Annotated in this window: 18 protein-coding genes; 4 read left to right on the forward strand and 14 right to left on the reverse strand. The window is 52.9% G+C overall.

The genetic code is table 11. The features are described 5' to 3' along the window. The first annotated feature begins 31 nt into the window (after positions 1 to 31). On the forward strand, positions 32 to 1,357 hold the full coding sequence (gene argA / locus CKQ54_RS20660; protein ID WP_112288305.1) for an amino-acid N-acetyltransferase: 1,326 nt from the start codon (positions 32 to 34) through the stop codon (positions 1,355 to 1,357). A gap of 83 nt (positions 1,358 to 1,440) precedes the next feature. Here argA and ptrA read toward each other — a convergent pair whose 3' ends face one another. From ptrA to rppH, 9 genes are all read right to left on the reverse strand, one after another. Beyond that, positions 1,441 to 4,326, reverse strand: a complete 2,886-nt coding sequence (gene ptrA / locus CKQ54_RS20665; RefSeq protein WP_120163115.1) for a pitrilysin — start codon at positions 4,324 to 4,326, stop codon at positions 1,441 to 1,443. Between the two features lie 301 nt (positions 4,327 to 4,627). Continuing rightward, positions 4,628 to 4,972, reverse strand: a complete 345-nt coding sequence (locus CKQ54_RS20670) for a prepilin-type N-terminal cleavage/methylation domain-containing protein (RefSeq protein ID WP_120163093.1) — start codon at positions 4,970 to 4,972, stop codon at positions 4,628 to 4,630. Continuing rightward, on the reverse strand, positions 4,965 to 5,450 hold the full coding sequence (locus tag CKQ54_RS20675) for a YgdB family protein (RefSeq protein WP_244220238.1): 486 nt from the start codon (positions 5,448 to 5,450) through the stop codon (positions 4,965 to 4,967). The genes CKQ54_RS20670 and CKQ54_RS20675 overlap by 8 nt, the downstream gene beginning before the upstream one ends. Further along, entirely contained in the window at positions 5,447 to 6,034 is a 588-nt protein-coding gene (locus CKQ54_RS20680; RefSeq protein WP_112288303.1) for a prepilin peptidase-dependent protein, read from the reverse strand. The genes CKQ54_RS20675 and CKQ54_RS20680 overlap by 4 nt, the downstream gene beginning before the upstream one ends. After that, positions 6,025 to 6,486 (reverse strand): prepilin peptidase-dependent protein, encoded by a 462-nt coding sequence (locus CKQ54_RS20685; protein ID WP_113877597.1) that lies wholly within the window; start codon positions 6,484 to 6,486, stop codon positions 6,025 to 6,027. Before CKQ54_RS20685 ends, CKQ54_RS20680 begins: the two co-directional genes overlap by 10 nt. A gap of 283 nt (positions 6,487 to 6,769) precedes the next feature. Further along, complete coding sequence (thyA, locus tag CKQ54_RS20690) at positions 6,770 to 7,564, reverse strand: thymidylate synthase (RefSeq protein ID WP_113877596.1); 795 nt, start codon at positions 7,562 to 7,564, stop codon at positions 6,770 to 6,772. Positions 7,565 to 7,570: 6 nt separating this feature from the next. After that, a complete protein-coding gene (gene lgt, locus CKQ54_RS20695; RefSeq protein WP_112288300.1) occupies positions 7,571 to 8,440 on the reverse strand; it encodes a prolipoprotein diacylglyceryl transferase in 870 nt (289 codons plus the stop codon). 182 nt (positions 8,441 to 8,622) lie between these two features. Further along, entirely contained in the window at positions 8,623 to 10,869 is a 2,247-nt protein-coding gene (ptsP, locus tag CKQ54_RS20700; RefSeq protein ID WP_112288299.1) for a phosphoenolpyruvate--protein phosphotransferase, read from the reverse strand. An 11-nt stretch (positions 10,870 to 10,880) separates the two neighbouring features. Further along, the gene (gene rppH / locus CKQ54_RS20705; protein ID WP_013574162.1) at positions 10,881 to 11,408 is read right to left on the reverse strand and encodes an RNA pyrophosphohydrolase; all 528 of its coding nucleotides are present in this window, start codon (positions 11,406 to 11,408) and stop codon (positions 10,881 to 10,883) included. A 695-nt stretch (positions 11,409 to 12,103) separates the two neighbouring features. Here rppH and mutH point away from each other — a divergent pair. From mutH to CKQ54_RS20720, 3 genes are all read left to right on the forward strand, one after another. Next, entirely contained in the window at positions 12,104 to 12,790 is a 687-nt protein-coding gene (gene mutH, locus CKQ54_RS20710) for a DNA mismatch repair endonuclease MutH (protein WP_112288298.1), read from the forward strand. Positions 12,791 to 12,895: 105 nt separating this feature from the next. Next, the gene (locus CKQ54_RS20715) at positions 12,896 to 13,114 is read left to right on the forward strand and encodes a YgdI/YgdR family lipoprotein (protein ID WP_167459677.1); all 219 of its coding nucleotides are present in this window, start codon (positions 12,896 to 12,898) and stop codon (positions 13,112 to 13,114) included. 177 nt (positions 13,115 to 13,291) lie between these two features. Next, on the forward strand, positions 13,292 to 14,332 hold the full coding sequence (locus CKQ54_RS20720) for an NADP(H)-dependent aldo-keto reductase (RefSeq protein WP_112288296.1): 1,041 nt from the start codon (positions 13,292 to 13,294) through the stop codon (positions 14,330 to 14,332). Positions 14,333 to 14,408: 76 nt separating this feature from the next. Here CKQ54_RS20720 and lplT read toward each other — a convergent pair whose 3' ends face one another. From lplT to CKQ54_RS20745, 5 genes are all read right to left on the reverse strand, one after another. After that, complete coding sequence (lplT, locus tag CKQ54_RS20725; protein ID WP_112288295.1) at positions 14,409 to 15,617, reverse strand: lysophospholipid transporter LplT; 1,209 nt, start codon at positions 15,615 to 15,617, stop codon at positions 14,409 to 14,411. Next, positions 15,614 to 17,779 (reverse strand): bifunctional acyl-ACP--phospholipid O-acyltransferase/long-chain-fatty-acid--ACP ligase, encoded by a 2,166-nt coding sequence (gene aas / locus CKQ54_RS20730; RefSeq protein ID WP_113877593.1) that lies wholly within the window; start codon positions 17,777 to 17,779, stop codon positions 15,614 to 15,616. Before aas ends, lplT begins: the two co-directional genes overlap by 4 nt. A 356-nt stretch (positions 17,780 to 18,135) precedes the next feature. Next, positions 18,136 to 20,394, reverse strand: coding sequence for a molybdopterin guanine dinucleotide-containing S/N-oxide reductase (locus tag CKQ54_RS20735; RefSeq protein ID WP_120163091.1), 2,259 nt, complete (start codon positions 20,392 to 20,394; stop codon positions 18,136 to 18,138). Between the two features lie 136 nt (positions 20,395 to 20,530). Further along, positions 20,531 to 21,769: an MFS transporter gene (locus CKQ54_RS20740; RefSeq protein WP_112288293.1), complete on the reverse strand. Its 1,239-nt coding sequence runs from the start codon at positions 21,767 to 21,769 to the stop codon at positions 20,531 to 20,533. A 59-nt stretch (positions 21,770 to 21,828) separates the two neighbouring features. Beyond that, positions 21,829 to 23,085, reverse strand: a complete 1,257-nt coding sequence (locus CKQ54_RS20745) for an ATP-grasp domain-containing protein (protein ID WP_120163090.1) — start codon at positions 23,083 to 23,085, stop codon at positions 21,829 to 21,831. Between the last annotated feature and the right edge of the window lie 4 nt (positions 23,086 to 23,089).

A 23,089-nucleotide genomic window follows, 5' to 3' on the forward strand; every position in this document is an offset into this window, starting at 1 on the left:
TTACGAATAAAAATTCAAACGAGGTTTTGCCGTGAAGGAACGTAGTACTGAACTGGTTCAGGGATTTCGCCACTCAGTTCCCTATATCAATGCTCACCGTGGCAAAACTTTCGTTGTCATGCTCGGTGGTGAAGCCATCGAACATGAGAACTTCAGTAATATTGTCAATGATATCGGTCTGTTACACAGCTTAGGTATTCGTCTGGTGGTCGTTTATGGTGCCCGTCCGCAGATTGACGCGAACCTTTCTGAGCACAATTACGAACCGATTTACCATAAAAATATCCGCGTCACTGACGCCCGTTCACTGGAACTGGTTAAGCAGGCTGCCGGCCTTTTACAGCTTGATATCACCGCCAGGCTTTCAATGAGCCTGAATAATACGCCACTGCAGGGCGCTCACATCAACGTGGTCAGCGGCAACTTTATTATCGCGCAGCCGCTGGGTGTAGATGACGGTATCGATTACTGCCACAGCGGCCGTATCCGCCGTATTGATGAAGAAGCCATTCATCGTCAGCTCGACAGCAATGCCATTGTATTGCTTGGTCCGGTTGCAGTTTCCGTTACGGGTGAAAGCTTCAATCTGACATCAGAAGAAGTGGCAACGCAGCTGGCGATTAAGCTTAAAGCCGAGAAAATGATCGGCTTCTGTTCGTCGCAGGGGGTTATTAATGAGGAAGGTAATATCATTTCCGAATTATTCCCGAATGACGCGCAGGAACGGATTGATCAGATGGAATCCAGTGGCGATTATCTTTCCGGCACAGTGCGCTTCCTACGTGGTGCGGTGAAAGCCTGCCGCAGCGGCGTTCGTCGCAGCCACCTGATCAGTTATCAGGAAGACGGTGCGCTGGTTCAGGAATTGTTCTCCCGCGATGGCATCGGTACGCAAATCGTCATGGAGAGCGCTGAACAGGTTCGCCGCGCCACCATTAACGACATCGGCGGTATCCTTGAACTGATCCGCCCTCTGGAGCAACAGGGCATTCTGGTGCGCCGTTCCCGTGAACAGCTGGAAATGGAAATCGATAAATTCACGATTATCGAACGGGATAATCTGACCATCGCCTGCGCCGCGCTCTATCCGTTCCATGACGAAGGCATTGGCGAAATGGCCTGCGTTGCCGTTCATCCGGATTACCGCAGTTCTTCACGGGGTGAGATGCTGCTGCAGCGTGTTGCCAGCCAGGCAAAAATGATGGGGCTAAACCGTTTATTTGTCCTTACGACGCGCAGCATTCACTGGTTCCAGGAGCGCGGTTTTAAACCGGCAGAGGTAGATGTATTGCCGATCCAGAAACAGGAAATGTACAACTATCAGCGCCGTTCAAAAATCCTGATATCTGAGCTGTAACTTTCCGTACTGAACGGTGACTTATAGAAAACAAAAAGGACGCAAAAGCGTCCTTTTTTAGTTTTCTGCTGGTTCCTGCAAAATTATTCAGCAGAATTGGGTTCTAGCGTTTTCTGCAATGTCGACGTATCTGGCCAGGTTTTAAAACCTTCCGGTGCGGCATATTGCGGTGTTTTGCTGTCATTGCCCGAAACCTGAGACAACATCGCCAGCCCTTCTTGCTTAATCACCGCTTTCTGGAAGTAATCCGCCAGCTGGGTTTGTGTCAGACCGGCAATCACGCGGATGACATTCGCTCTGGTATCAAATTGCGCATTTCCGCGACTAAAATCATTACCGAATCTGTCGGCTTCCTCGTCCAGGGTTTGCGGATTCTGCTGCATTTCGTTGACCAGACCCTGCTTGTACTGCAGGAACTCAGCATCTTTCATTTCACGCAGGCGTTTTTCGGCTTGTGGATAAAATGCCAGATAGCGCTGATACAGATAGTCAGGTTGTTTGCTGTTACTTTGTAGCAGGAAACCAATCCCCCACTGTTTTCCGACAGGAATAGGGAAAGCAAAGACAGCGTATCCCAGTTGCTCCTGAGTACGCAGCTGGCTGTAGAACCAGGGCTGAATAATCTGCCCGAGCAGTGCGCTGTATCCCATACTCTGGACTTCATCGTAACCTGTTGGCACATAAACGGCAGCCAGCGCGGAGTCCGAACTGGTCCCGACACGCTGAATATTGGCTTTTACCGGCTCAGTCACCTGCGCCTGCTCGCCACGCCACCATTTGTCTCCGTGTGCGCCAAGCTTTTGCATGATCTGTTGCGACATGGCTTTAACCTGAGCGGCAGTCATATTACCGACAACCATCACTTCTACGGCGGCATGATGTACCAGTTGTTCACGGTAAGCGTTCACGTCTTCAAGGGTGATGGCGGAAACCAGTTTTTCTCGTTCGCTGCGCTCGGTATAAGGCACGCGGGAAAGCAGCTGAACAGGTTGCAGCGCAAGTTCAAACGCTTTTCCTTTATCTGCCGAAGCCAGTCGTTCGAGATACCACGATTTCGCCTGATCCAGCTGTTCCTGAGTCGGTTTGAAGTCAGGATAATTGTCTACCAGCGCTGCCAGCAAATCAGGCAGGCACTCGGTAAAACCTGTAGCTGTAAATTGCAGGCCATTGTCCGGCGATGTGCCGAAAGTAATCCCACCGATGGACGCCTGATAGCTCAGTTGATCGAACGCTACGCCAGTCAGATAATCCGTAAGACCGTACAGCACCTGATTTTTAGCCGTGCTGAGCGCCTGATCGTTGCGGAAAGAAACGGTCACATTGGCTTTTGGCTCGTCAGCGAAGTATCTGCTGGGCATGTAGAACACCCGTAAACCTTTTTCGTCCACCAGCAGTTCAGGTTTTGTCGCTTTAGAGTCTTTGGTCACCAGCGCGAGTGACTCGGGGATATAGGGATTCAGTGCCGGCAGTGATAACGCGATAGTTTGCCCGATGGTTTTCCATTGCTCATAAGTCTGAGGCGGCACTTTATCGACCTGATAAGGCGCATTCACAAAGTAAGCCACTTTATTGTGCGGCTCATTTGGGCTGATTATCCAATAGCGCGCATTTTGCGGCGTCATTTCATCCAGACGGGACCCAATGGCTTTGGGGTCGTATTGATCTGTCAGATAAGGCGAATCGAGAACGTGCTCAACCGGTACGCGCAGCATGGTATCCACCAGCCATTCGACGTAATCCATATCCCGCGTTAATGCCGGATACCGGAAGTCGAGCGCCATCACGTGCGCAATTTCATCAAAATAGGGCTTCTCAATACCCCTGGCGCGCATCTCGTTGAGATAACTGAATACAGCAGCAATCACGGTGTCACGCTGTGCGAGACCCTTATCCGTCAGGGAAACCGAGATATTGAAGACGCCCATATTACGGTTCACCATCGGATCAGCACCGGCACTTATCCCGTCAGCATAACCCTGTTTCTGTAACCAGTCAGAGAGTGTATTCGGGCTGCGGTTGCCAATCAGATAGCTGATATAGGTGTCAGTTTTACTGCGAAAATCTGCGCTGTTGTTATCGATGGCAAATTCAATGCGTAATTCTTTGCGGGGTTGTGCAGGAACAAAATGGATGAATTCCCCTTTCTGTTCAGCGGTTAACGTGGGCACCGTGATTGGCGGAACCACCGCGTGATGATTGGCTATCTGACCAAAGGTCGTTGAGGCCAGTTCTGCCAGTTCCGGCAAAGACTTATTACTGTAAATCACGCCGACCATCAGGTTAGCGGAATAATAGCGGTGATAAAAAGCCGTCAGTTCATCATGCAGCTTGCTGCCGGGTTTGTCTTTCAGGGTATCCAGATTCCCCCCGGCGAAACGGGCTGCCGGATGCTCAGGGTTCAATGTCTCTGCGCGAACCTGCGCCATGCGCATTCCGTCGCGGGAGCGTGCCATCGTCAGCTCAGCGTTGACCGCATTACGCTCGCGGTCGCCATTAGCGGGATCCAGTAAAGGCTCGCCAATGGCATCGGAAAGGCGATCAACGGCCTCAGGCAGAGCGTCATTTTCCACTTCCAGATAAAAGGCCGTGCGGTAAGACGCCGTGCTGCCGTTATGACTACCGCCGTGTTTCTTAAGGAATTCAGAAAGGCTTTCAGGCTGAGGATATTTCTTAGAACCCATCAGCAACATGTGTTCGGTATAGTGAGCCAGGCCTAATTGGGAACCGGGATCTTCCAGTGATCCGACAGGAATAGCCAGTGCAGCGAGAGACTTGGGGGCTTGAGGATCAGATACCAGCAAAACGGTCATATCATTCGCCAGTTTGATGGCCTGATACTGACGCGGGTCGTTCTGACTTTTATTGATAGCTTGTGGATAAGGCTGCCAGTCGGCTGCACTTGAAACAACAGGGGCCCAAAAGGTCAATAACAACAGTAACCCGGAAATACGGGTAACCTGTTTTAACATTGCCACACTCCCTAAATCGAATAAACGTGCCACACGGGCAATAAATACAGGGTTCAACAACAGATGAACCTCAACAAGCTGTTTTGAGCAGATGAGTCTGTTCAGACCCCGCAGAAACAGGATAGTTGTGAAAAAAATCGCATTGGGATTTTCTTCCTGTGTTCCGTCACGTTTTAGCCATAAAGCCAAATGTTCCAACAGGGAAAAATAACCCTGTTAAACCACTCTAAGCTGTTAGCTCACCATTGCAAGTGGCTTGAGCGTATTTTTGTCCTTCGTTATGCCGCTGACGGACACCGTTTCAGGGGCTGAAATTACATATCAGGCGCTGCAACATTGCATGATATTTTGCCGGCGTTTGAATCTTAGCACTGACTAACTTGCAGGATTGTGCATCTGAAATGCCAGTAAGCTGAAATTCCCAACCCGCGACAAAAGGCTCAGTGCCCTTTCCTGTCAATGAATAGGCTTCAAGCTGAGAATGTGCTTCTGCCCACGCCTGCTGAACCTGCCACTGCCGCATAAACCCGTATGTCAGCGACTGGTAGTAGTTCAGGAGTCCAAGTATCGACACTGACAGCAACAACATTGCAATCAGAGCCTCTGTCAGACTAAAGCCTTGTTGTTCTTTCTGGATTTCATTCATTGCAGACCTGCTCATCAGCCTCAGGGCAAAAATCCAGCCATCCCTGTTTTAGGGGTGAAAAAATCATCTCTCCGCTGGCCTGCTTTTTCACACTGACCTGCTGATATTGCATAACAGATTCATTGCCTTCTGCCATTTTTCCTTCGCCACGAAACAGGAAAATATCCTGGCGCAATGAAGGCCGGACACACACTCTGCCGGTGCCTGAAGCGATGATGCCTGCTGCCACATTCCGGCACTGCCAGAAAGGTTCGCTGCTGTCTTTCCATGACTGGCGTATACCCCACGCTAACGCTGATGCTGCATTTTCCCAGGCAATAACATAACGATGCTGATTCGATGTCAGCGCCAGTCCCGCGGAAAGTTGCTGTTGCAGTGAGTTTAGGGCAATCAACCCCAACCCCATCATCACCATAATACTCAGGATCATCGTACTACCCCGCTGTCTGACCGAATCGCGCATTTCAGCCGCTGTCATAAAACGTGGCCTGCAATCATTTCGGTCACCTGCCGGTGGATAAAAGGATTTTTGCTCCAGCTGGCGTCAAGTTGCAGTGAATACAGGCGGCCGGAGCCACTTGTTGCTACCTCGGTTACCACAAACCGGGTCACGTTGACTTCAGCAGGGTCGAGAAATTTTTCCCACCCTGAACTGCTGCAATCACCTGCCCCGCGCTGAACCTCAATACCGCCCTGACGTAAACGATAACCAAAGTATTCAGACTCCGCCGTCCCGGGCTTATCCCATTTTCCGTTACGGTTCAGGTCATAGATAACAAGGATGCAGGAACTCGCCGCTTCACCCGCAGCATTGCCGATGATGACAGATTTGCCCTCACAGGTTCCGTTACAGAAACCGGCCCGACGAATATCTTTGCCAATAGCAAAAGTAGTCTGGCGTAAAAGTTGCTCGAGCTGATAATGCCGGCCCAGGCTCTGGCTTCTCTGACGCATCAGCGGATAGATTTGTGCGGCACTGAGCATCAGCATGCTGCCAATCCCCATTGCTATCATGACTTCTGGTAACGTGAACCCCTGACAGCGGGGTATGCTCACTGGCATAAGCCGATGCCCAACAATGGCTGCGCTTCACTGCACGTACGCAACCGTCCTCTGACAGAAAGTACGATCCGCAAACTTCCCGCTGAATTTTTCAGTGTGATATGCCCGGCCAGCGCCGCATTACGCAGCCCGTAAAAGCCCATGCTTTTTTCACTGACAGCAAGTAACTCCACACCGGATCCACGGGTGGCGAATATTTTTCCCACAGCATTATCACAACCTGAAGGAGAAGTTCCGGTTCCCACGCATCCATCAGTGCCGGCAATGCCCCATAAGACAGCAGAGCGATTGTAATTATTGGCTTCTGCCTGCACCCCGAACAGATACAAACGCAGCTGCTGAGCAGATTGCTCAAGCTTTAATGCCTGCTGGTAATTGCGCCAGCTGTGGATCCCCCACAACGTACACATGGCGACCAGAGCCACGACAACCATCATTTCAATCAGCGACATTCCCTCTTCCCCTGCCCGCTCAAATGTTTTCATGCGGCCAAAATAGGCATTTAGATTTTTTCTGCCACTGGCAGAGTCATTTTTTCCAGGATGTCGTGAGGACTTTCGATGCAACGAAATCCACGCGACAAAAAAGTTGCGTGATGTCTCGCAGGGATAGCACCGGGATATAAATCGGGATAGCAATTGTCAGGAAAAGGCGTAAAAAGTGGGGCAGCTGGAAAGCAGGAGAAGAGGGGGAATGACCGCCTGACGCAAGCGTCAGGCGGCATACAACGAAGGATCAGATAGCGACAGGTGCCTTGATTGCAGGGTGCGGATCGTACCCTTCAATCTCGAAATCTTCGAAGTTGTAATCAAACAAGGAGGCCGGTTTGCGTTTAATAACAAGTTTTGGCAACGCACGAGGTTCACGGCTCAGTTGCAGATGCGTCTGTTCCATGTGGTTGCTGTACAGGTGCGTATCGCCACCCGTCCAGACAAAATCACCCACTTCGAGGTCGCATTGTTGCGCCATCATATGCACCAGCAGTGCGTAGCTGGCGATATTGAACGGCAAGCCGAGGAAGATATCGCATGAGCGCTGGTACAGCTGGCAGGACAATTTACCGTCGGCCACATAGAACTGGAAGAAAGCGTGGCAAGGTGCCAGCGCCATCTTATCCAGTTCGCCCACGTTCCATGCAGACACGATAATACGACGCGAGTCAGGGTCTTTCTTCAGCTGTTCAACCACATTTGCCAGCTGGTCGATTTGCTTGCCGTCAGCCGCACCCCAGGCACGCCATTGCTTGCCGTAAACCGGTCCAAGGTCGCCGTTTTCGTCAGCCCACTCGTCCCAGATGCTGACATTGTTTTCACGCAGATAAGCAATGTTAGTTTCGCCTTTCAGGAACCACAGGAGTTCATGAATAATGGAGCGTAAATGGCAGCGTTTGGTCGTGACCAGCGGGAAACCTTCCTGCAAGTTGAAACGCATCTGATGACCAAAAATCGACAACGTGCCCGTACCGGTACGGTCGGCTTTAGGGGTGCCCTCATCGAGCACTTTCTGCATTAAATCCAGATACTGTTTCATGTTACCTCACGACAATTGTTTCTGCGGACGGCGATATGCCCAGACCATCATAATCAGGCCAATGACAACCATTGGGATGGACAGCACCTGTCCCATACTGATGATCCCGTCGAACAAACCAAGCTGTGCATCTGGCTGGCGGAAGTGTTCAACGATGATGCGGAATAAGCCATAACCGATCAGGAACAAGCCTGATACCGCGCCCATCGGGCGGGATTTACGGATAAATACGTTCAGGATGATGAACAGTACGATACCTTCGAGCAGCAGTTCATACAGCTGAGAAGGATGGCGCGGCAACACGCCGTACTGGTTCAGCAGCGGCTGCCATTTCGGGTCAGCGGCGGCAATCGCAATATCTTCCTGACGGGAACCCGGGAACAGCATTGCCCATGGCACATCCGTGGTCACGCGGCCCCAGAGCTCGCCATTGATAAAGTTACCAAGACGACCCGCGCCCAGACCAAACGGGATCAGCGGAGCGATAAAATCGGCAACCTGGAAGAAGTTGCGCTTAGTGCGACGGGCAAAAATCAGCATGACCACGATTACGCCAATCAGGCCGCCGTGGAAGGACATGCCGCCGTCCCACACTTTGAAAAGATACAGTGGGTTTTCGAGGAACAAAGGCAGATTGTAGAAGAATACGTAACCGATACGACCACCGAGGAAGACACCGAGGAAACCCGCGTACAACAGATTTTCAACTTCGTCTTTGGTCCAGCCGCTGCCTGGCTTGTTAGCACGGCGTACCGCCAGCCACATTGCGAAGACAAAACCGACCAGATACATCAGTCCGTACCAGTGAAGAGATACCGGTCCGATTGAGAAAATCACCGGATCAAACTGGGGAAACGCCAGATAGCTGTTGCTCATCTATCACCACAAATTGTTTATCATTATTGCCCGGTCAGGGGCCAGCAGGGAGCGAATAGTAGCATAGCCGGAAGGTTTTCCGGGGCTAAGCCGCTGGAAAAGTTCTGTAAAAAATCATCTCATCCCGCACCAGAGTGCGATCAGGATGAGAATACTGCAGCGCAAAACCTGGCGTCCGGCGCTTATTTACCGCCGCGGATAAGGCCGCCCAGTCCGCGTCTTTCCATAAATGCGGCGGTCATTTGACGCACGTCCGTGGTGAAATGCGCCTGTAACACCCGTCCGGCCAGCTCTTCTGCATCGGCTAAATCAATGCGTCGCAGCAGGTATTTTACACGGGCGACGCTGCGTCCATTCATGCTGAGGTTACGGAACCCCATGCCGGTAAGCAGCAATGCGCCCATCGGATCACCCGCCATTTCGCCACACAAACTGACGTCCAGTCCGGCGACTTCTGCACTGGTGATAATCTGCCTGAGCACGCGCAGCATCGCCGGATGCAGGCTGTCATAGAGCCCGGCCACGCGGGTGTTGTTGCGATCCACCGCCAGCAGATACTGCGTTAAATCGTTGGTACCGACGGAGATAAACTCAACCCTTCCGACCAGCGCTGGCAGCATAAAGACCATGGAAGGGACTTCGATCATCACGCCAAGACGTGTCCGTGGAAGCTCGTAACCGAGTTGTTCCTCAACTTCACGTCCGGCACGATCGATTAAACGACGTGCCTCGTCAATCTCTTCAAGACTGGTCACCATGGGCAGAAGAATGCCGAGATTACCGGTCGCCGCATTAGCACGCAGCATCGCGCGTACCTGAATGAGGAAAATTTCAGGCTGATCGAGAGTAATACGGATACCACGCCAGCCCAGACAAGGGTTCTCCTCGCTGATCGGCATATACGGTAGTTGTTTATCAGAACCGATATCCAGCGTGCGCAGGGTGACCGGTTTTTGCGGAAACAGCTGCAACATGCCCTGATACTGCGCGACCTGTTCTTCTTCAGAAGGGAAGCCGCTTTGCAGCATGAACGGTATTTCCGTGCGATACAGCCCGACACCGTCAACGCGGCTGCCGAACAGTTTTTCGTGATCGGCACTCAGACCGGCATTGAGCATCACTTTCACCCGTTCGCCACTTTTCAGCGCGGCGGGTTGCTCAACGTCGTCTTCAGCTTTCTGACTCAGCTCCATTTCTTCGCTGATCAGACGTTTATATTCCGTGACCAGCACGGGTTCGGGGTCAATCAGTAACTCGCCACGATAGCCATCAACAATCAGTTGTCGCTGGCTCAGCAGTGCAGGCTGAATATCAGCGCCCATAATGGTCGGCACGCCCATTGCGCGCACCAGAATCGCCGCATGGGAGTTGGCGGCGCCGTCGCGAACCACGACACCGGCCAGCCGGTCTTGCGGCACTTCGGCCAGCAAAGTAGCCGTCAGCTCATCGGCAACCAGAATAAAACGCTCAGGCCACTGGGTATTGCCCTGGATCGTGTCATCGAGATGGAAAACCAGTCGCTGACCCAGCGCACGTAAATCGCTGCCGCGCTCACGCAGGTAAGTATCCTGCAAACTGGCAAACTGAGCGGCAAACTCCTCAACCACCTTTTTGACCGCCCACTCCGCCACAGCGCCCTGATCAATCTGCGCGAACAACTCGCGCTTGAGGCGTGCATCGTTAAGCAGGTGGGAATAGAGATCGAAAATCGCAGCGCTTTCTTTCTGCGCACTGGCAGTAAAACGCTTACTGAAACGACGGAATTCAGCACCAGCATCTTCCAGTGCGCGGGTCAGACGTTCGCGTTCACGCACCGTATCAAGCGTGGACGCCATATAAACATGCTCGAGCGAGGGCTGCGAGCTGTCCTGCCAGCCGATACCGATAGCCACACCCGGCGATGCCGCAAGCGCGCGGACACGGGTCTGACGAAAGCGTCCGTAAAGCACATTAAGCTGTGCCTGAGAAAGGATCGCGGCCAGCTGCGTCGCCAGCGTGACCAAAAATGACTCTTCACTTTCATCGAACTGGCGGTGTTCGCGTTGCTGGATAACCAGCACGCCAAGCAACTGACGACGGTGAATGATCGGTACGCCTAAAAAGGATCGGAACAGATCTTCTTTTACGGCAGGAATATATTTAAAGCTGGGATGGCTCTGCGCATCAGCAAGGTTAATAGGCTCGGCAAGACGCCCTACCAGACCGACAATCCCCTGATCAAACGCCAGAGTAATAGTCCGCCCGCGAGGTTTTTTCAAACCTCGCGTCGCCATCAGGTAATAACAACGGCGGTCATTGTCAGCGAGATAGACGGAACACACTTCTGTGTCCATCGCCAGGCAGGTTTCATTGACCAGTACATCCAGCGCATCATTGAGGCTGGACGCCATTGCTACCTTTTCAACAATTTCTCGCAAACGCGTGAGCATCTCTTCGTGACTTAGCCTCTTTTACGACGATAAGCGGGTGATGTCCTGGGAAGGGAGACTTCCTGCATCGGCATAATCGTGGTGGAAAACTCTTTCATCACCCGACGGTAAACATCGCGTTTAAAAGAAACCACCTGACGAACCGGATACCAGAAACTCACCCAACGCCAGCCATCAAATTCAGGCGTACTGCTGCGCTGCATATTGATATCAGCATCGTTACACATCAGTTGCAGCAAGAACCATTTTTGCTTTTGGCCGATACAAACCGGCTTTGTGTCCCAACGCACCAAACGTTTTGGTAATTTATAACGTAACCAGTTACGGGTTGAAGCCAGAATACGTACATCTTTACGGCCAAGCCCCACTTCCTCAAACAGCTCGCGGTACATGGCCTGCTCAGCGGTTTCACCGGGGTTTATGCCCCCCTGCGGAAACTGCCAGGAGTGCTGACCGTATCGTCTGGCCCACAATACCTGACCCTGCTTGTCACAGATTACGATACCAACATTCGGGCGGTAGCCATCATCATCGATCACCGGACTACCTCAATAGCTTAAAATCATAGATGTTCTGATTGTTTCATACTACCAACAGGCGGTAAACCACTGGTTAATGCCGATGAGCATGAATAAAAATGGGATAACTCTCCGTTAACCTCGAAGTTATAAACAGATTTTGGAAATCACCCGCGATTTTATTCACTTTTTCTGTGGATAGATATGTGAAGAACTTAAGAGTAAGCGGGGTAAAACTCTGCTGAACTTATTTTTGCCAGCAAAATGGATTTCCATAAAATCACTATAAAACATAACATTACTCACAATAACTGAAGTTATCCCACGGTCAAAAATGAGAGTTATCTCACACTGCACAGTGACCTGGTGAAAGATCCACCAATGTCGTTTTTATCCACAGCGATCGTTTAAAAGTTGACGTCATCAGGGCAAAAATTGCATAAAACCCCTTCCGTCAAGCCTGTAAATCGAACCAGTGATCGGTAAAAGGCAGGGTTATCCAAGAAATCTGTGGATAAGTAGGTGGAAGATCCTGTTTATTGTCGCCTTCAACAGGTGATCAACCTAATCAAATGTGAATAAAAGAGACCAGAAAGCGGAAAAAAACCTAAGGTAAATCATGCTATTATTTCATTACTCCACAGGGATAACTTTTTATTCATTGTTCCTGCACAAAGCAGTACAAAAATTAATCATTTAACTGAGCGTTGTTTTTTATGTCTATTCCTTTACCCGCGACCTCACCGCCCCGTCACGAACAGGAACTGCTGCAACGCGCGCAGTCGCTGGCGGGTCACACGCTGGGCGAACTGGCGGCGCATGCGGGACTCCCTATTCCGGAAAACCTTAAACGGGAGAAAGGCTGGGTCGGCATGTTGCTGGAAGTTTATCTTGGTGCGATAGCCGGCAGTAAACCTGAGCAGGATTTTGCTGACATTGGCATTGAGCTGAAAACCATTCCGGTGGATTCCCGTGGCAAGCCGCTGGAAACTACCTTTGTGTGTGTCGCACCTTTAACCGGCAACAGCGGTGTGACGTGGGAAAGCAGCCATGTGCGCCACAAACTGGCGCGGGTGCTGTGGATACCGGTTGAAGGCGAACGTCAGATCCCGCTGTCAGACCGTCATATTGGTGCGCCGTTGCTGTGGCAGCCTTCTCCTGAAGAAGATGAACAACTGCGTCAGGACTGGGAAGAACTGATGGATTTGATTGTGCTGGGCAAAGTAGAAAGCATCACTGCCCGTCATGGCGAGTTTTTACAAATCAGGCCAAAGGCCGCGAACAGTAAGGCGCTGACCGAAGCCATCGGCGAATTCGGGCAACCGATCCTGACGTTGCCTCGCGGTTTCTATCTTAAGAAGCGTTTTACCTCGGCATTGCTCGCCCGGCATTTTTTGCTTTGATCGCCGCATTTAGAAAATTTTAATCACCTTTTCTGCCACTTTTAAAACGTTTTGCTACGCTAGAATCTGACTCTCTTGTCGTACATAAAAGGAATGATAATAATGATGAAAAAAACATTGATGATGGTCGGTGCCGCAATGCTGGTTTTTACCCTGGCAGGTTGCGCCAGCGATTACGTCATCTCGACCAAAGACGGCAGCATGATCCTGACCGATGGCAAACCAAAGCTGGATAAATCCACCGGTCTGCTGAGCTACACCGATGAACAAGGCAATGAACGCCAGATCAACAACGATAACGTAAGTCAGGTCATGAAGCGTTAAGTTAAGTATCAGTCCTGTCCGATAAGAGCCGGTTTTTACCGGCTCTTTTGCTCATTCCCCGCCCTGCTCAGATGACCGGCACTCTCTGCCACTTCCCCCTGATGATTCCCTTGTATATAGTCAGTTGAGGCGCTTTTTCATTAGCCTGACATTCTCAGATATAAAGGAAGACCGGCAATGCAATATCACCGTATACCCCACAGTTCTTTAGAAGTGAGCTTACTGGGACTTGGCACCATGACTTTTGGTGAACAAAACAGCGAAGCCGACGCCCATCAGCAGCTCGATTACGCCGTTTCAGCAGGCATCAATCTGATTGATACCGCCGAAATGTATCCCGTTCCTCCGCGTCCAGAGACGCAGGGACTGACAGAAAGTTATATTGGCAGCTGGCTCAAAGCCCGCGGCAACCGTGAGAAGATTGTTCTGGCGAGCAAAGTCTCGGGACCTTCCCGTGGTAGTGACAACGCTATCCGCCCGGCTCAGATGCTGGATCGCAAAAATATCCGCGCCGCGCTGGATGCCAGCCTCAAGCGTCTGAATACAGATTATCTGGATTTGTACCAGCTGCACTGGCCGCAGCGTCAGACCAACTTCTTTGGCAAACTGAGTTATCAGTACACCGAAGAACAGTCTCCGGTGACCTTGCTGGAAACGCTGGAAGCACTGAATGAACAGGTACGTGCCGGAAAAATCCGCTACATCGGTGTTTCTAACGAAACCCCGTGGGGCGTGATGCGTTATCTGCAACTGGCGGAGAAACACGATTTGCCCCGCATCGTGTCGATTCAAAACCCGTACAGCCTGCTGAACCGCAGCTTTGAAATCGGTTTGTCAGAAATCAGCCAGCACGAAGGCGTTGAACTGCTGGCGTATTCCAGCCTGGCGTTCGGCACCTTAAGCGGCAAATACCTGAACGGTGCGAAACCGGCGGGTGCGCGTAATACGCTGTTCAGCCGCTTCACCCGTTATTCTTCACCGCAGGCAGAAGCGGCGATTGCCGAATATGTGGCTCTGGCGAAGAAACGCAATCTGGATCCTTCACAAATGGCGCTGGCCTTTGTGCGTCAGCAGCCGTTCGTGGCCAGCACGCTGCTCGGCGCGACGACCATGGAACAGCTGAAGATCAACATCGACAGTCAGAACCTGACACTTGACGAAGAAATCCTCGCTGACCTGGAAAATATCCACAAACGCTTCACTATTCCTGCACCGTAATTCCTGCATAGTTAATGCGGATCGCAGGCAACAAAAAAGGGCGCTCAGCGCCCTTTCCTTTTGTGCTAAAACCACATTACGCCAGACGGCGTTTCTGCATGTTTTTCCAGATCCACAGCCCGGCAATCGCCAGCGCGAATACCACACCAAATCCGATACCAATCGCCACGACAGGCGCACCCGCCATGACCACCAGCGAATAGAGACCCAGCATCAAAAGCATGGCGGTGTTTTCACCCAGATTCTGTACGGCAATCGCATTACCGGCACCGACAGAAATTTTACCGCGATGCTGCAACAGGGCGTTCAGCGGCACCACGAAGAAACCGCCCAAAATCCCCACAACAACCAGAACGATGTAAGAACTCAGCATGCTGGTTTGCAGCGCAAATACCACGACAGCGATACCAATGGCGACACCGGCGGGCAGACAACGCTTCACAGTGTCCAGGCGGATTAATTTCGCCGCGGCTCCCGCACCAAACACAATCCCGATCGCCACCATCGCGTTCAGCAGCGTCGGCGTTTTGTTATCGGTGATACCCAGCGCCACCGGCACCCAAAGAACCAGCAGGAAACGCAGCGTCACGCCCGCACCCCAGAACAAGCTGGTGCCGACCAGCGAGAAGCGCGTTTCGCCATCCTGCCACAAGGTTTTACAGGCAGAGAAAAACGTCCGGCTCATTTTTGCCGGATTCCACGACTGCCCCGGACGCGCCGGATCCAGCTTTGGAATAAACCAGTTTGCCGCCACTGCCGCGCCGTACGCCAGCACGCAGATCCCGAGCGCCGCCAGAATGCTCCAGTCAGCCAGTGCGCCACCGGCAACAGAACCCAGCAGGATCGCGGCAATGGTGGACGCTTCCATCAGACCGTTGGCTTTCACTAACTGCTCACCGCTGGCGATTTCACCGAGAATGCCATATTTCGCCGGTGAATACGCCGCAGCGCCAATACCAACCAGCGTATAGCCGAGGAACGGATTCATACCGGCGCAAATCACCGCTGCGCCCGCCAGTTTCAGCAGGTTAGCGACCATCATCACGCGGCCCTTCGAGAAGCTGTCCGCGAACTGCCCGACAAACGGTGCGAGGATAATGTACGTCGCCACAAACGCCATTTGTAAAACGGGCTGGCTCCAGTCGGGATAAAGCTGCTGTTTGATCAGCGCCAGCGCGGCAAATAACAGTGCGTTGTCACCGAAAGCGGACAGGAACTGCGCCACAATCACCGCACTCATACTTTTTGACATCAGCGGCGATGCCGCCTTGACTGGCTGGATCATGCCTCAGTCTCCGGGTTTTCTGCCATCTGGCGCAGGGTGACAAAATCGGGTTTACCGCTGCCGAGCAACGGTAACGCTTTAACGACACGAATATCACGCGGTACCGCCAGTTCCGGCAGCCCGAGTTCACGGGCAGCTTTGCTCAGCGCATCACGACGCAATTCAGTATCAGTGGTAAACAACACCAATGCCTCGCCTTTGCTGGCGTCACTGCGCGACGTCGCCGCATGCTGTTTATCCGGTGAAGCCTTGATCGCCAGTTGCTCGACGCTTTCCAGCGACACCATTTCTCCCGCCAGTTTGGCAAAACGCTTCACGCGACCACGGATGGCGCAGAAACCTTTTTCATCCAGCGTGACGATATCACCGGTGTCATACCAGCCAGCCTGCATTTCACCTGCGGCATTCTCAGCCTGCGGAGTTTCCAGCACGCCCGGATTTTCCACGCGCAGATAGCCTTTCATGATGTTCGGGCCACGCAGTTGCAGACGACCGCCCTCTTCAATCCCCGGCACGGTAATCAGGCGCGATTCCATCCCCGGCAGAATTTTGCCGACGGTATTCACTTTGGTCGCCATCGGTACGTTGATGGCCACCACCGGCGCACATTCAGTCACGCCGTAGCCTTCGAGAATGCGGATACCGAATTTGTTTTGCCAGATTTCCTTGGTGCTTTCAGCCAGTTTCTCAGCGCCAGCCACCACATAACGCAAACGGGCAAAATCATACGGATGGGCAAAGCGGGCGTAATTTCCCAGGAAGGTGGAAGTCCCAAACAGCACGGTACAGTTCTGGTCATACACCAGTTCCGGCACGATGCGATAATGCAGCGGGCTTGGGTATAAAAATACGCGTGCGCCGGTGATCAGCGGCGTCAGTAATCCGACGGTCAGGCCAAAAGCGTGGAACAGCGGCAGCGACGACATAAAGCGGTCACGCGGCGTAAAGTCTGCAACAGTCCGGATTTGCTCAACGTTCGCCAGCAGGCTGGCATGGGAATGCACCACACCTTTCGGATTGCCTTCCGAACCGGAAGTAAACAGTACCAGCGCCGCATCATCAGGCTTTTGCGGCAGCATCGCACGACGCGGGAAAATCAGATGGAACAGGATCCACAGCTTATCCTGCGTGGTCACCGTGTCTTTCAGATCTTCCAGATAGACCCAGTTCGCTTCTGGGACATTCTCCGGCAGATGCGTCAGTTTGCCTTTCTCAAGGAACTGGCGGGAGGTAATGATGGTTTTGATCTGCGCGGCTTTCATCGCGCTTTGCAGCCCTTTCGCCCCGGCGGTGTAGTTGAGCAGCGCCGGAATACGGTTGCGCATCGATGCGCCAAACAGCGCCGCCGCCATGATGGTGGCGTTCGGCAACAGCATGCCGACGTGTTCACCTTCACGGGTGAAACGTTGCAGGATACGGCTCACACCGAGGCATTTTTTCAGCAGGCCCTGATAGGAATCTTCTTTGAACGCGATATCGGCGATGCAAGGTTTGCGGCGGCCATAACGGGTTTGCGCGGATAACAACGCCTGATACAGCGTTTCCGGCTCGCGGGTATCCATGCGCGCCTGCATCATGATTTTATGCAGTTGCTCACCGGCCAGCACACGGCGGTCACGGGAACGCGGCGCATCCGGCATCGGGATGGTGGTCGGCGGCAAAAGATTGATAGTGACTTTCGGGAACCAGCGGATTTTAAAGCTGCCGAACAAACGGCCAAAAGGTGTGTATTCCGGCCCGTCGATACGCACCGGGATCACCGTCGCCTGTGACTTCGCCGCCACAAAGGCCGCGCCGTCGTAAATCTTCATCAGTGAACCGGTCACCGTGATACGGCCTTCCGGGAAGACAATCACCGGACGTCCTTTTTCCACTTCGCGGATCAGATGCTTGATCGCCATCGGTTTGGTCGGATCCAGCGGCATGAAGTCCACATACGGTTTCAGCCAGCGCATAAACCAACTGTCCGTGATGTTGGAATACACTGCAAATACCGGTTTGATCGGCAGGAAAAGCACCAGCAGCATGCCGTCAATAAACGAGACATGGTTCGGCGTGAGAATTAATCGCGGGTAATTAAAGTCGTTTTTCACCGGGGTCACAGTGACCCGGAACATCAGACGGAAAAGCCACCTGAATGCGGCGAAAAGAAAGTTATACATGTTTGCCATCTCCTTATGTGTCATCCCTGATCTTGAAAGAAAAAGGTTGGGGAAACAGCATACTATAAGCCGTTGTAAAAGACGCCAGTCAGAGAGAGTTTAGGAGGTTGCTTAGCGACGTGCCGGAATTGAAGCAAAAAAAAACCTACGCATCCGCGTAGGTTGGTGCAAATTTAATCGGTATCAACATGCAGAGCACGTTGATGATTCACCAATCAATACCTCTGGGACGTTCAATTTAGCTGTTTTGTACGAACCACAGCCAGCAGGCAATCGAAACATAATTCCGCAAAGTGTAACGAGTGGTGAAAATGAGTCCGATTTCTCTTAAATCGGGCTAACCATTGAAAACTACTTTAAATAATTTCAACTTCAACCAGGCAACTCATGGCATTTGGCCCCTGCGTCAGACGCGATGTGCCGATATCCAGCGTCAGCACATTCGGGTTGCCCGCCTGCTCGGTTTCCTGCCATTTGCCACCAAAGCCCGGATCAAACCAGGCACCGGTGGACATCAGTACTACGCCACACGCGATCCCGTCGTTAAGCGAAACACCCGCCAGACAACTGCCGCGCGCATTATGCACTTTAACCCGGTCGCCATTTTTCAGCTGACGGCTGCCCGCATCTTCCGGATGCATAAACAGCGTTTCCTTCCCGGCGGTTTTGTTCGACTGCGCCAGTGGCGACTGATCGAGCTGACTGTGCAGGCGATCTTTCGGCTGAATGGAAATCAGGTGCAAAGGCCATTCTTTGGCGCTTTCAGCACCCAGCCATTCGACCGGCGGCTGCCATTCGGGATGCGGCGCGAAATCTTTATAACCGTAACCGGCGATGGTTTCAGAGAACAATTCGATTTTGCCGCTGTGCGTGCCGAGCGGATTAGCGCGCGGGCTTTTGCGGAATTCCTCGAAGAACACGTAATCTTTTTCCGGCATCGGCAGTTCAACAAAACCCCGCTCCCAGAACGTTTCGAAGTCCGGCCATTCCACGCCGGTGCCTTTCTGCGCTTCACCGCACTGACGGTAAATATGGCGCAGCCACTGATCTTCATTGCGCCCTTGCGTGAACTGCTCGCGATAACCGAGACGATCCGCAATATCCGCGAAAATATCAAAATCGTTACGCGCCTGATGCTGAGGCGCTATCGCCTGATGCATCGCAAGCACGAAGCGGTCACGCGATGAACCGCCGATATCGTTACGTTCCAGCGAGGTCGTCGCGGGCAGCACGATATCCGCCATCTGCGCCGCTGGCGTCCAGACGTTATCCTGCACAATCACGGTGTCCGGCTTCTGCCAGCCCTCCACCAGCCGGTTAAGCTGCTGATGATGATGGAACGGATTGCCGCCCGCCCAGTGGACCAGGTGAATATCCGGATAAGTCAGCGTCTCGCCCTGGAATTCATACGGCTGACCGGGATTGAGCAGCATGTCGCTGATGCGCGCCACCGGAATCGACAGTCCTGACGGATTCGGTCCGGCGCTGACCGCCGGGCCCGGCGTGTCATAACGCGGATTGCCGACGCTGTTCATCGAGCCATGACCAAACGAGAAGCCGCCGCCCGGCAAACCGACCTGCCCGAGCATGGCGGAAATGGCGATCATCATCCAGTAAGGCTGCTCGCCGCGATGGGCGCGCTGCACCGAATAAGAACAGGTAATAAAGCTGCGCACGCCGATCAGATCGTCTGCCAGACGCGCAATACGTTCTGCCGGAACGCCGGTAATATGGGCCGCCCAGTCAGGCGTTTTGGGGATGCCGTCGGTTTCGCCGCGCAGATAGGCGGCAAGTTGCGGATAACCGACGCAATGGGTGCCAAGAAACGCGTCGTCCTGCGCTTCCTGGCGCTGAATCTCATACGCTACCGCCATCATCAGCGCCGCGTCCGTGTTCGGGCGGATCGGGATCCACTCCGCATTCACAAACTCCGGGCAGTCGTCACGCATCGGGCTGATATTAATGACACGCGTGCCTTTCTTCGCCAGCTGCTCCAGCGCCGGTTTCAGGGTATGTTCCACTGCACCGCCGGAAGCGACCTGCGCGTTTTTCAGCGCCAGACCACCGAACGCCACCAGAATGTCAGCATGTTCGACCACGCTCGGCCACGACGTCACACGTCCGGTCAGCGGGGTAAACGTGCCGATAACATAAGGCAGAAAGAACTGCGCCGAGCCCCAGCTGTAGTTGCCCTGCTGATCCACACCACCGCCGCCGGTGAAATAAAAACGACGCACCAGAGAACGGGCATGATGCAGGCGACCGGCCGATGACCAGCCGTAAGAACCATTAAAAATGCCGGAAGCGCCGTAACGGTCACGCACGCGTCTGTTCTCTTCCGCCACCAGATCCAGCGCCAGATCCCAGTCCACTTCGACAAAATCTTCACGCCCGCGTAGCGAGCGATCGCTGTTCTCACGGTTTTTCAGCCACGACCGGCGCACGGCAGGTTTACGGATACGTTTGTCGGAATAGACCAGCGGCGCAATGGAATCGAGCAGAGGGGAAGGATCGGCATCCGCTTTATAAGGTTCGCAGCGGATCAACCGGCCATCTTCCACCACGGCGGTATACGCGCCCCAGTGGGCCAGTTGCGGATAGCGTTTAATAGACATTATTTCTGTTTTTCTCAGCGCAGATAAATGACTTTAAAAATACCATTCACTGCGCTGATAACTCAAAGCACAAATGTGGATAAACAGAAAAGGTGACCTGTTCCCCCTTCGTCCTCATTTACTCAGACATGCTCATTCAGGCCTGTGGCTGGGCGATGACCGGCGGTAACCAGCTGTTATAGCCAAAAGCACGACGGCCAATGACGATCAACATCAATCCTAATATCAGCGCAAAAACCAGAATGATGGCGATGATTTGCAACGGCATAAAGCTGCCTGCCAGCGCAGTCACCGCCAGGCCGCTGACGGGTACCGAACACATATTCATCAGGCCAATAAGCCCCATGGTTTTTCCCAGATGTTTCTGCGGAATAATCTGGCTGCGTAAGGTGCGCAGGTAGACGCTGAATGCACCGTCAAACGCCATCAGTAATGCGTAACCAGCCAGATACATCGCGTAATCCAGTGAAAGCGACATCAGGGCACCTGACAATATCATGCCGCAAAATGACAGGGTTCCCAGCGTGGAAAGCCCAAAGCGTTTGGCAATGCGCGGCACAAAGAAAAACGTAATGATGGTGACCAGCGCTGCCGAGGTCTGTAACACGCCAAAGTAGCTCTCAGGCAGATGAAACTCTTTGAGGATCACCGCCGCACTCACCACCAGCGCCGCACCGTAGACCAGATTGACCACCCAGGTCAGCGCACACAGATGCAGCAGGATTTTATTCTGCTTAAGTACCTGAATCGCCGTAATATTGGATTGCACAATGGAACGCAGACTCATCTTCTCTGCCACTTCCAGGTCATGCGTTTCGAGGAACAGATAGTTGATGGCTGAGACAGCAAACAGCACGGCGGCACAGGCTAAAATCGCCCCTACGCCACCATAAACAGAAATTGCCACGGCCAGCGCCGGGCCGAGAACCTGCGTGGTCTGGTCGACACCCTGCAACATTGAATGTGCTTTCGGCAGAGTCTCTGCGGGGATATGGCGCGGTAACAGCGCCTCAGTGGCGACAAAGTTCAGGACATAGGCCACCGACAGCAGCGCCATCATGACCGCCAGCACCGGGAATGTGGCACCGGGATGAAAGGTCAGGGTCAGGAAAGCGATCACCATTAACACGCAGCGTCCGGCTTCCACGTTAAAGAAGATAAAACGGGGCCTGATACGGTCAGCCAAAAAACCTGACAGCGGGAAAAACAGAATACGCGGCAGCCATTCAATCACGAATGCCAGCGAGGAAAAGGTAAGAGAACCGGTGGCTTTTAAAATCGCCAGCGGCACGGCAAACAGCAGAAACTGATCGCACAGTGACCCGGCAAAGCGGGAAAAGACGAAACGTTTTAATCCAAAACGATCACTGTTCATATCATTGCTTTCCTTAAAGGAGTTCGGGAGCCACCACAAATGAGGTGGCTCGGGTGTTATCAGATCTGACGGAGGGTAAACAGCGAGCGGGCGTATTGATCGGCAATGGTTAAGTGCTCATCAAAACCCTGTTCTGCGGAACGCTGTGGCCAGAAATACTCCACGGAACCTTCACGGGTTTTCCACGACACCAGCTTTTTCGACAGATCCAGCGGCTTAGCAGTCACCTGCATATTCACCACATGAGCCGGCAGGCTGGCGGGCAAGGTGATTTTCTCAATCACGCCCACGTCGGCTTTAATAAAAGCAACGGCGCTCAGGCCGCGAGGTTCGAGCGTATCCGGCAGCGGTTTAAGTTTGTTCAGATGGCTGAGTACGTGCAGTTCATACGGGTTGATACCGTAGGTTCTTTCCACCAAATCCATAATGGTGTCGCCGCCGGTGCGTGCGCCCACTTCGATGATTTTGATTTCACCGGCAGGCGTAATACGGGCTTCAAAGTGCGCCACCCCGTAACGGATCCCCAGTGCATGACAGGCCCGTTCAGCAATGTCACGCAGTTGCTGATTGTCACTGTGCAGCGACGGCATGCTGTGGCCGACTTCAACAAAATTCGGCTCTTCACCCAGGTATTTGTCGGTAACTGCCATGGCCCGGTGATAGTCGCCCTGATTGATCACCTCAACGCTGACTTCCTGCCACGCCGGAATATATTCCTCGACCTGGAACAAGTCTTCCGGCGCAAAGGATTCACCATTGAGTGAAATCACATCGGTAACGCAACGGGCGAACACTTCTTCGATTTCCTGTTCGTGAGTGATTTTCAACACGCCCAGACTCCCCGCCAGTTCACGCGGTTTAATCACCACCGGCAGACCGAACTCTGCGATCAGGTTTTTCAGTTCGTTGAGCGTACGGAACGCCGCGAAGCGAGGCACCGGCAGGCCAGCGGCTTGCAGGATTTGCTTCATCACAAATTTGTCACGGCAGTTGGTGATCGTCTGGCAATCATTTCCGTGAAGCTGGTAATGCTCAGTCAGAAGGCTGGCGGCGCGCACGGTGAAATCGTTCATCGGGATAACCGCCGCAGGGGTTTCACCGGTTTCCTGTTGATGAGCCTGTACAGCACGCAGTACAGCCTCTGCATCAGCCACATCCCCCGGAATAAAGCCGTCGAAAAATTTGATGGTCGGCGTGGTGCGGTTTTTTGCCATCGTCAGTACCCGCATTCCGCCTGAGGCACGTAAAGCCCCGGCCAGCACACGCTCACGTAAAGCAAACTCACCGCCAAGGATCAAAATATAGGTGTTGTTCATAATA

Origin of the sequence: Rahnella variigena, from assembly GCF_003610915.1 — a bacterium.
GTDB lineage: Bacteria > Pseudomonadota > Gammaproteobacteria > Enterobacterales > Enterobacteriaceae > Rahnella > Rahnella variigena.

Bases quoted from the DNA above. Each gene is read 5' to 3' on its own strand.
- CKQ54_RS20680 (WP_112288303.1), bottom strand. From the start codon at position 6,034: ATGCCAGTGAGCATACCCCGCTGTCAGGGGTTCACGTTACCAGAAGTC.
- ptsP (WP_112288299.1), bottom strand. From the start codon at position 10,869: ATGCTCACGCGTTTGCGAGAAATTGTTGAAAAGGTAGCAATGGCGTCC.
- CKQ54_RS20740 (WP_112288293.1), bottom strand. From the start codon at position 21,769: ATGAACAGTGATCGTTTTGGATTAAAACGTTTCGTCTTTTCCCGCTTT.
- aas (WP_113877593.1), bottom strand. From the start codon at position 17,779: ATGTATAACTTTCTTTTCGCCGCATTCAGGTGGCTTTTCCGTCTGATG.
- CKQ54_RS20745 (WP_120163090.1), bottom strand. From the start codon at position 23,085: ATGAACAACACCTATATTTTGATCCTTGGCGGTGAGTTTGCTTTACGT.
- CKQ54_RS20715 (WP_167459677.1), top strand. From the start codon at position 12,896: ATGAAAAAAACATTGATGATGGTCGGTGCCGCAATGCTGGTTTTTACC.
- CKQ54_RS20735 (WP_120163091.1), bottom strand. From the start codon at position 20,394: ATGTCTATTAAACGCTATCCGCAACTGGCCCACTGGGGCGCGTATACC.
- CKQ54_RS20685 (WP_113877597.1), bottom strand. From the start codon at position 6,486: ATGTCGCTGATTGAAATGATGGTTGTCGTGGCTCTGGTCGCCATGTGT.
- lgt (WP_112288300.1), bottom strand. From the start codon at position 8,440: ATGAGCAACAGCTATCTGGCGTTTCCCCAGTTTGATCCGGTGATTTTC.
- lplT (WP_112288295.1), bottom strand. From the start codon at position 15,617: ATGATCCAGCCAGTCAAGGCGGCATCGCCGCTGATGTCAAAAAGTATG.
- CKQ54_RS20670 (WP_120163093.1), bottom strand. From the start codon at position 4,972: ATGAATGAAATCCAGAAAGAACAACAAGGCTTTAGTCTGACAGAGGCT.
- CKQ54_RS20720 (WP_112288296.1), top strand. From the start codon at position 13,292: ATGCAATATCACCGTATACCCCACAGTTCTTTAGAAGTGAGCTTACTG.
- CKQ54_RS20675 (WP_244220238.1), bottom strand. From the start codon at position 5,450: ATGACAGCGGCTGAAATGCGCGATTCGGTCAGACAGCGGGGTAGTACG.
- ptrA (WP_120163115.1), bottom strand. From the start codon at position 4,326: ATGTTAAAACAGGTTACCCGTATTTCCGGGTTACTGTTGTTATTGACC.
- thyA (WP_113877596.1), bottom strand. From the start codon at position 7,564: ATGAAACAGTATCTGGATTTAATGCAGAAAGTGCTCGATGAGGGCACC.
- mutH (WP_112288298.1), top strand. From the start codon at position 12,104: ATGTCTATTCCTTTACCCGCGACCTCACCGCCCCGTCACGAACAGGAA.